Source organism: Clostridia bacterium (assembly GCA_036562685.1).
In the GTDB taxonomy this organism is placed as follows: Bacteria; Bacillota; Clostridia; order Christensenellales; family DUVY01; genus DUVY01.
Window position 1 is genome coordinate 1 of sequence record DATCJR010000053.1, and the last position, 10183, is coordinate 10183.

7 protein-coding genes and 2 tRNA genes are annotated in these 10183 nt (G+C 32.5%); all 9 read right to left on the reverse strand.

Annotated elements, in window-relative coordinates; translation table 11 throughout:
* A partial coding sequence (locus VIL26_02335) for a hypothetical protein (protein ID HEY8389783.1) occupies nucleotides 1-3765 on the reverse strand: 3765 nt, incomplete at its 3' end.
* Between the two features lie 520 nt (nucleotides 3766-4285).
* Nucleotides 4286-4420 (reverse strand) — tRNA-OTHER (locus VIL26_02340).
* 152 nt (nucleotides 4421-4572) lie between these two features.
* The gene (locus VIL26_02345; protein ID HEY8389784.1) at nucleotides 4573-5304 is read right to left on the reverse strand and encodes a S1C family serine protease; all 732 of its coding nucleotides are present in this window, start codon (nucleotides 5302-5304) and stop codon (nucleotides 4573-4575) included.
* Between the two features lie 63 nt (nucleotides 5305-5367).
* Nucleotides 5368-5628, reverse strand: a complete 261-nt coding sequence (locus tag VIL26_02350) for a DUF1871 family protein (GenBank protein ID HEY8389785.1) — start codon at nucleotides 5626-5628, stop codon at nucleotides 5368-5370.
* Between the two features lie 18 nt (nucleotides 5629-5646).
* Nucleotides 5647-6777 (reverse strand): DUF4258 domain-containing protein, encoded by a 1131-nt coding sequence (locus VIL26_02355; GenBank protein ID HEY8389786.1) that lies wholly within the window; start codon nucleotides 6775-6777, stop codon nucleotides 5647-5649.
* A gap of 462 nt (nucleotides 6778-7239) precedes the next feature.
* Nucleotides 7240-7992, reverse strand: coding sequence for a hypothetical protein (locus VIL26_02360; protein ID HEY8389787.1), 753 nt, complete (start codon nucleotides 7990-7992; stop codon nucleotides 7240-7242).
* 21 nt (nucleotides 7993-8013) lie between these two features.
* Entirely contained in the window at nucleotides 8014-8289 is a 276-nt protein-coding gene (locus tag VIL26_02365; protein ID HEY8389788.1) for a hypothetical protein, read from the reverse strand.
* A gap of 486 nt (nucleotides 8290-8775) precedes the next feature.
* Nucleotides 8776-8863: transfer RNA gene (locus VIL26_02370), tRNA-Ser, on the reverse strand.
* Between the two features lie 199 nt (nucleotides 8864-9062).
* On the reverse strand, nucleotides 9063-10025 hold the full coding sequence (locus VIL26_02375; protein ID HEY8389789.1) for a prohibitin family protein: 963 nt from the start codon (nucleotides 10023-10025) through the stop codon (nucleotides 9063-9065).
* Nucleotides 10026-10183 lie beyond the last annotated feature (158 nt).

Sequence of the window (10183 nt, forward strand, 5' to 3'; positions counted from 1 at the left end):
AACTCCGCGTGTATCAAAAGCCCATACATCATAACCTGCTGCAGGATGCGTAATGTTAACCACAATATTTTGCTTTGCTGTGATCTTTATTATTGCATCATAATCAATATGAGCACCCATTCTGAGACTGAAATCTCCTAATTCGGTTGTCAATGCCATAAATGCAAAGGCATGCTGACCAACTAACTTATTAAATTCCAAATCGCTGTCATGAGCTTTTGTAACTGTCGGGTCATTAACCTTACCGTTAAGAAGTTCAAATCTTACAAGCACTGTTTCGTTTCCGCTAGCTATAGGAGTGTAGATACGACTATACATTTCAGCAGCGTCAATTTTTTCGGTAGTTGCACTTTCACGTTTTGTAAAGTCGTATGCATCAGCATCAAATACAAATACCGGTGCATCTATTGTTTTGGCCTCGTTAGAATTAAAGCAGAAATCTACAACATCATCAGCTTTTGCATGAATAGCACCTAAGCTTTGTTCAACGCCGTTAAGGTAAACTTTGACATTTGCTTCAGTATCTTTAAGTAATATCATTGCATTTTTTAGCATTGTATATCTTACTACTGAACTTGAATTAGCTTTTAAGTTCAATCCGTTTTGAGTAAATGCGTCTTGGTTTTGATTGAGTGCAGAAGGATAAGTTCCTTGCAATAAAGCTACATCAGCAAAAGCATTAGTACTGTCAATTAAATAATCAGCTGAAGAAAATTCTGCACTGTCGGCATATTTTGTCAAATCCGCTCCAATTGCGATATTTAACGAGAAGTTTAGGGAAGCATAGTTGCCGATAGAAGTTACATAATATACAACATATAATTCATCATCAGTATTAAGCGTAATGTAATCATTAATATCAGCAAAATAATAATTCTTAGGTACAGAGCCAGTTATTGTGATCTTATCAGATAACTGTGTTGGTGCGCTTTCTCCGCTCTTTTTGATTGCGACTTTAATGTTGGAATAATCTGCGCCCCAATTCCATTTTTCTATAGCATCATGACCTAACTTAACTTTTATTCCGTCTTGTTTTGCTTTAAAGCTGTAGATTATGTCATATCCATAAGTTGCAAACAAATTAGCAGATGCAATCTTTGCCTTAAACCAACGATCGCCGTCATTAGTAGCATAAAATGCATTTACTTCAGTGGAATCTTGTTTATCCTCGGTTTTGTTAAATGCGTTAAATTCATTCTTTATACCTGAGCTAAATCTTCCACTATAAATTTGGAAATCTATTTGAGATGATGCTTGAGTAACAGTACTGCCTTCAGTTGCAACCAAGTATGAAATCAATTCGCTTTGTGTGTAATATTCTGCATTTCCATTTTTAGTAGCATAGAATTCAAATACAGGGTCAAATGCATCTATACGTGCAGGGTATTGATTGGGTGAATAATGTACAACATATACGACATCGCCAGGAACAACATTGCCTACTTCGCAAGTAAGGCTGTTTTTCTTTTGTAAAATAGCGGTCATATCATTTGGATTACCTTGAGTCAGATTGACATCCGACTTGTTGATAAACACTGTTTTACCATTTATTTCTTTTTGGAGAACAACTTTTACACGGTTATAGCTCCACCATGAACTTGCAGGAAAAGCTGGATGAGTAATATTGAGATAAGCAGCTTTTGTTATTTCTACTTTATATATAAATTGATAATCACCCGTATTAGAATAAAATTGCTGTCCAAAAACATACGGTCCTGCTTGTTCAACTGATTGACTATCTTTGAATTGGCTTAAGTACATGCTGTCATACATAGGATTCCAGCTCTCTTGCCAAGCAGTAGGCGTATCAAAAACATCAAATTCAATAGGATTGTTTAATGTTCCTGTTAAGAACTGATAGCTACCATAATCAAAACCAGTTTCTTTGCCCTCGTTTAGTTTCGTATCAAGAACAATAATATTACCATCAATAACACGAGCTGTATCAACTTCCATCTTAGGTCCAAATTCAAAAGTCGGTACAGGTATTGCTCCGTTAGTTGATTGCGCTGCCTTGAAAACAAAATACACCTCATCACCGCTATATACATTAAATTTACCAGGTACCATACTGTTTTCAGGCATGTCGTTTAGAATTGATAAATATTTTGAAGAATATGTAATGTACTTTCCATCACGTTTTACAACAACATCTATTCTTAAGTCTTTATAATCTTTGCTTTTCTTGGTTATTGCGCCCAAATTAATCTTCAATGAAGAATCATAATTAACATCAAATTTGATTATTACATCCTTTGATGATCCTTCTACTCTCTTTTCCCAAGGGTTAATATACCATTCTCCTGCCCAAGTAGATGTGTCTGAGCTTGAATTGCTAACTTTTTGTGAACCATATACAGGGAATGCTGTATTATTTTTGATCGTTCCATATTTGAACTGATAATCAGCATAATATGATATACCGCCGTTATTATTATTCATCTGGTTGCTAGAAAGCATGGTCTGTGCTGTCAATGTTTCGGTAAAGCTTTCTTCAGTGTTTTCAAAATTAAAGACAGGATTATATTTTGTATTGTTTTCCCAAGGATTAGTTATGTACAAAACATTAACTACATCGCCTCTATTGAGATTGCCCAAATCGATTGCTAGACTGTTTTCGGCAAAAGTATTTGAATCACCATTTTGTGCTTTGAGTTCATTGAATGATTTATCCAATTTAACACTGATTAAGTTGTTCTTTTCTACCCAAACCTTAATTTTGGCATCGCCGTGTCCGCCATGAGTAAATGCTCTATTTCCTATTGTTAAGGCCCCATCTTTATTCATGATTGCACGAATCAGCATGCCGCGGTTAGGACCTACATACATTTCACTACTACCAATATCATAGGAAACATAGTCGCCATAACCAGCTGACCATTCATCATCTCCAACCAATCCGCCGCCATCGACGTTGTCATGCTTAGTAAATGTATTATTAAAATGGTTAAGTAAATAACGTAAATTGCCATTGTTATAATCAGTCAAATCTAAAGTTGCATATGAAGTAGCAACAGAATAGCCTTTTCCTTGACTTACAATATCGTTAAGGCTCAAGCCGTTAACGTTGCGTTCTAGGTCTTTGCCAGCAACAGGATCGCTAAAATCAAACTTCAATTCAATATTATAAGCGCAGCTGTATTCATTTTTTGAAGTGAACGCTATATAAACCTTGTCCCCTTTCAATACATTAAACGAATGTGCAAAAGCATTTTCTTCAACAGTCATCTGGTTGGTTTCTTTTTGCGCAGCCAACATAATAACTCCGTTGCGCTCAACTAGGTAATATAAATAGCCGTGAAGATTGTAATCAGGATTAACAAATCCTCCATCATGGTGAATATTGATATTGCAGTCTTTTGAAATATCAAATCCTATAATTGCCATCTTATGGCTCTTAGCGAACATGGTCCATGCTTGTTCGCTCTTTTTATAGCCTTTTTCATGGACAAAGTTAACCTGAAAAGCATTTGTTTTTACATAAGCATTAGCATTATCGCCATTCCAGACAAATGAGCCGTTGCCTACTTCGTTATAAGGCATTTTTATCAGGTCGCCAGAACCAGGTACACCATAATATGTAGCATAAGTACCATAATCGAAAGTAACTGCATTTCCTGAATTTAATCTAATTCCGTCAACAATTTGTGATTGCGTTAACGTAACTGTATTATCTGCATGCGCAGAAAAAACAGTTCCAAAACATGTTACTGCAAGCAATGCTGTAACAAGACATAATAGAAGTCTCTTTTTAAACTTACGCATCAATTCCCTTCCTCCACCTTAAGAGTTTTTTTTAATTAACAATTGATAACATAACAATTAAATAATGGGAGTCAATAGCTATTTAAAACATCAGCCAAAAAGAAAACATTGTTTTTTCTCTTTAGCCAAATTTTTAATTTTTTTGCTCAATAAATTGACAAAAGAATTAGTGTTTTAGCTTGAAAAATTGAAAAAATAAAGCATTTTTTGCCTTTTTGGTCATCAAAAGTCTTAAAAAATGACAACTTAGACTGTAATTTACAATGTAACTTTTTAATAATTTTTAATCAAAATAATTGATAAATTAATCTTTATCCTATTTTATAAAATAAAAAAGTGCTGATTGATTCAGAATTTAGCCCAAAAATTTTATTCAAATTAGCTCTTAGTTATTTTTATAAATGATTCAAAAAAAATCTAATCGTATGTCCTTACCTATATAAACTGTTAACTGTGGCGTCCCATATACTCTAATAACACTACAAATAAATAAAGGGATAAGCTCAAATCTTATCCCTTATGGCGGAGAGTTAGGGATTCGAACCCCAGGTAGCTATTCACTACAACGGTTTTCAAGTTATTCTAGCATTTTATTTCTTAACAATTTTTAATGACTCTTAATATCACTTAAGACCACTTAATTCGCCTAAACTCCGTTGTTTTTAATGCTTTTTAAAACCACTTAAAACTTTTTAATACCTTTTAACATTTTTTAGCGTTCTTTAATTTTAAGACCAAAAAGTAGACATTTGGTAGACAAAGGTAATTAGATAATAAAAAAGACTAGCAACCTGCTAGCCTTATATACTAATTATTGTTTATAAAGTTATTTATAGTTCCTATGGGTATTGCAAAGCTTATGCCATATACAACATTGTTTTTAGAATCTTTAAGTCTAAAAGTTGTAATTCCAACTAATTGACCATTTTTATTTAAAAGTGCCCCTCCACTATTTCCTTCGGTTATATTAATGTCACATTGAATAGCAGTGACAGTTTTGCCATCTGCTTGAACTATGGCCTCATTTTTTGCAACAATACCTTCCATTATAGAAATTCCATAATTTTGAGCATTTCCCATAGCATATATTTTTTCGCCCGTAACAATTTTTTTATTGTAAGTTTTTATAGGGTTTAAATTATTACTATCAATTTTTAAAATTGCTAAATCTAACTCATAATCAATTTTTTTTATTGTTGCACTTATATATTCTATTTCTGTTGCCAATCTAATTTGAACATTATCAAAATTTTTTAATACCAAATTTTTCTTGTAAGATAAAACATGTGCGTTAGTTATAAGTAAATTATCTTCAATTGCAACAGCAGAACCGTAAGAAACGGTTTCTTCATCGTCGAATGCTTTTAATTCTACTACAGATGCAATGTTTTTATTAAAAATATCGTTTGCACTAAAATTATTTTTATTATTAAATATAATTAAAAATATTAAACTTATCAGCAAAATTAAAATCAAAACTGATTGAAAAATTATTAATTTTACACTTATTTTCTTTAAAGCTTCTTTTTCTTTTTCCATAAATTTGTATTGCCTTTAAAAATTAAATCTCTAAATAATTTATATTTGCATGCTATTACTACTTTATTTATTCATGTTGCTTAACAACTTATTTGCAACATTTAAACATTCATCAATGCTGGATTTAAATATATTTTCTCCAAAAGACTCTATAAAAACATCATGGATTATATTTGCTAATTTAAGCGAAGTGATAATTTTATTATTTGTAATGAAACTTGATATTTTGTTGATTTCTCCGTCATATTCATCTTTTGGTGCTGCAGGAAATAAATCTATTGGATCCCACTCATTAATTATTCTACTAATTACACTTAACTCCATTTATATATCACCTCTCTTTTAGAGTACGCCAATTAATTTCAATAACTCAATTAAATCATCACTAAATTCTGCAGCTGTATATGCTGTAACTATTTCCCCAGCTTTTGTTAATACCACTGCGCCAGATTTTGTCAAGTATAAAAATTTTTCGCCTCCATTTTGCATGAAAACTTTACCAGTAGTTATAATACTCTCTGCTAATGATTTAGATACACCACGCTCTGCCATTCTTTGTGCACCATGTGCGGTTGTTTTTGCCCAATTTATTTTTATCCCCGGATTATTAACATATGTACCATACTTTCCAAAAGTGTCACCAATTTTTGGTAATACTTGTTTTGTTGCTTCAGCTGCAGTTGTAGATCCAGCTCCTGCAATTGAACCTACGGCCCAACCAGTTAATGCTCCAATAGCACCACCAATTGCAACTCCGCCAGCAACCCATTCCCATTTAACCTCACCGTACTCTGAGTATGAAATTAATGCTCCCGCAACACCACCAGTAACTGCACCTGCAATTGCGCCTGCTGCAACAACTGCTGCCATACCTGCACCTGCAGTTGCAACAACAACTGCGGCAACAGTAGATACCACAACAACTGATACCACAGCAACTGCTACTTTTTTAATAATGTTTTTAAACCAGCCAAGGTTTTGAATAGACGATAATTCAGCCATTTCGCTCATTAAGAATAGCTCGCCATCAACATCAAAATATGCGTCCAAATTTCCATTTTCATCAAAGAAGGCTTTTCCAATTAATGTGTCACTAGATACTATTTCTTCAAGTTCTGTAAATGTGACGGTTAAGTATATTAAATTTCTAACGATATCATATTCATAAGAATAATGAACATTGGTTGTTTCGTCAGAAGTTGCTGTGCTTAAGTTGTCAAACTCTGAAAAATCTATAGCAATTCTTTTTTCAGCTTCAAGTGTTATCTTTTCTTCAGTTTGTGTATATTCATAAGTATCAAAAGTTTCTATCAATGCATCGTAATTTATTGTTGTAACAATGGTTCTTGTTTCAATATTAATCTGCTGCTTTGATTTTATAAATTCTGTGCCCATAAAATATCCAGTTGTGACGACAAGAAGTAAACAGGCAACTATTGAAGTAATTAAATTTTTATTTTTTAATAATTTCATTAAAATATCCCCTCCTTTGGAATTAATATTATTTAACTATAAATACGTTCAAAAGTCAATATCAAAAAATGTCAAAAAAAGAGCAAATATAGTGCGAATAACTCCAAAAAAAACACAAAAATAAAATTACAGTTTTTTAAAAACATAACCATACCAGATGTTTTGCTGGCTATGATAAGTCTTGCGTTTATCTCACTTGAAGTAACCAGCAACTTGCCTTACAAGCTTACAATTGCCGCTATAAAATTAAATAAAAACACATAATAAATCGTTTACTTTTTTGTTTTATTATGAAAAAATTAGTAAAAGACTTAAAGGACTAGATATGGAAAATGAAATGTTAAAACAATACTGGCAATTTGCCTGTGAGAGACAAAACATATTTTACAAAAAAATTACTAGTTTAACTTAAATAAAAAAACACCTATTAAATAGGTGTTTTTTATTTGAAAACATACTATATCATAAATGAAGACCTGATTCCTTCAGCATTTTTTCGCTATTTTTGTTTTCCATTTCTAATTTTTTCAACAATACTTCCCATTTTTCTAAAACTTCTTTTGAAAGTTCTTTACTGTTAGCCCTAAAGAAAGCAGGACCACGTTTTGAAAACTTTGTTACAGTTTCCATAACACCTTCAACGGAACCATGGTTTACGGCAATTTTAGTAGCTTCTTCAATTGATTTGCCTTGTTCCAAAGCCTCCATAACCTCTAAGGATTCTTCTAGCCCCGCACCTATAGATATAGAATGCACATTATCTTCAACCCACTTGTGCCAACTTTTAATTTTGTTTGGATAAACTAAAGACTCTCCTCTCTTTTGCCATTCTGAGATTCTTGAAACTGATTCTGCTCTCAATTTTTTAGTTCTTTCAATTCCCTCTTCTCTCCAAATTGGGCGCATCTTTTCCCAAAGTTTCTCACCTTCAAATGCTCTTGTATGAACTTTATAAAAGCAGGTTTTTGCAGTGTCAAACTCGGAGAATAGAATACTGAAGTTATGTTTGTAAACATTATTTTCCCCTCTATTTTTCGCTTCAACTACAACTTGTGCAACATGTTGTGGTAAATAATTAGAGATGTCATAAAATTTTGCCTCACTCATTGTTAAAGCAACATCATATTGAACCATGTCCTTATCTTGCTCTTCTTTAGGCAACTGTGCAAAAGGAACATCCAATGCTCCATCTTTTGCCCAAGGATTTCTTTCCAACCACGCACTGTGAATAATTTCTCAAATTTCATCTCGTGTCAATTGCTCTTTTGACGCTATAATTTTTGCAACAACTTCAGCAGCTGCTTTATTTTCATTTTGCCAATCAGCACTAAGACGTGTGTAATAAGCGTTTACTATGTCTATTTCAAAACCATTTTCAGATTTTCTAACATATGTAGGCAACTCTTTATTTTCAAATTTTGCAATAAAGTTTGCATCACTTATAGGTTTCCAGCGTGGCTCATAAGGTTTCTCTCCATTTTTCGTGTAACACGAAAGCAATATTTTCAGCAAAGTTCATAATATTCCTCCTAAAATTATCACACAATGTTGATATTTACTATATCATAAATAATTTATAATATCAACAGTGAGTATTGGATTTTTTTGTAAATAATTCAAGCTATAAATTAAATATTAAGCTTATTATTTCGAACTTAATATCATAAATAAACACTTTATTAACTCTTAGTGAAAAACAATTTTCTAAAAATATGTAGGTTATTTGGGAGTTTATAATAAATATCAGGGGTGCGTTTTCTTGTTTTTGACTTCCCTGGAACCTTACCTATGTGTAAAAAATTTACACTAATATCATTCTCTATAAATATAATTTTAGAAATTACACCTTCAATAGTGGCCTGGTCCGCTTCTTTTAATTCATTTTCAATTTTACTATACATTTGTAGTATTTTTACAGAAATTATTTCAACGGTTTTTGACACTAAATCATCTATTTAAAACATAAAAAAACCCTGAAATTTTCAGGGTTTTTTACTCTGGCGGAGAGTTAGGGATTCGAACCCCAGGATGCTTTCACATCAACGGTTTTCAAGACCGCCGCTATCGACCGCTCAGCCAACTCTCCAAATATTATCTAATAAAATGCTTATTTATTATAACAGCACTACATTTTGTTGTCAATTATGTATATCAAAAAATCAAAATCTAGGAATAATTTGGCTGTAAAAATATATTTTCAAGCTAGCAAATGACCTTCTAAAGTTTAAAACTAAAAAAACGCCCTGCATTTTTTTGCAAGGCGTTTTCTTTTTTATGTTTAAAATTTATGAACCGCTAGACTCATTTTTAGCAGGTGCAAATATGCTTGAAAGCGAATCAGATGAAAGCCAAGTTTCGGGCAATACTCCGTTCCATGCTTCAATAAACATCTGCTGCAATACTTCTTGAGAAACATCGCCGGTTGATGTGCCTTTTATCTCAAGCCAAGTAGCTTTCATAATACGCAATACTTCGGCTTCGGCTTGAGCCGCAATTTCTTTAGCCTGTGCTTCGCCCTGTGTGCTTTCTATCAAAGCTTTTGCTTCACCCTTAGCTTTTTCTACTAAAGCCAACGCTCTGTTCTTTTCTGCCAAATAATTTTGATATGCAACCTGCTTATCTTCTACCGCTTTTTCATATTCAGAACTAAAACTTATATCCTTTAGCGTTACATTGACGATATCCACAAAAAATAGCGGGCTTTTTTGGATAAGCTGTTCTCTGATTTTGTTTTCTATTTCATCACGCTTTTGGATTACCTCGTTGACATCCTTTTCGATTTCATTGCCGCTAGAATCTTGTGTAATTTCAGTCTTGCTTGCAGAATATTCTTTAAATATATTCTTGGACTCTGAATAGAACATAGGGGTAAGCTTTTGCTCAAGCTGATTCATTGTTCCAAAATTAATAAACACCTGATAAACATTGTCTTTATCAAGCTGATATTGCACAGTGAGTTCAAAGCTTACAAGCTGGGTATCCCATGTATATGCTTCGTATGTATTTTCGTACTGTTGTACTCTGGTGTTGTATCTGTAAACCTTGGATGTAAAAGGTGCTTTAAAATTAATACCTGCGGAAAACTGTGATTTATATTTTCCCAAATTGGTATAAACACCAATTTCGCTTTGGTCAATAACGGTGATAGATGAAAATAATAAAATCAAAACTACCAAAAATCCTGCGCATGCGCCTATAATGATCTTTGCTGTTTTGCTCAACGGTTTTGCATTAAATTGCTGTTTCATTGCTCCCTCCAAAAATGATTTCAAAATGATTATAACAATATTTATAAAAAAAGCCTTTAAAAATACTATTAAAAAACGATTAAAAAATTCTAATTAAAAAATTCTAATTAAAAAATTCTAATTAAAAAATTCTAATATAAATTAATATCGTGTTTATG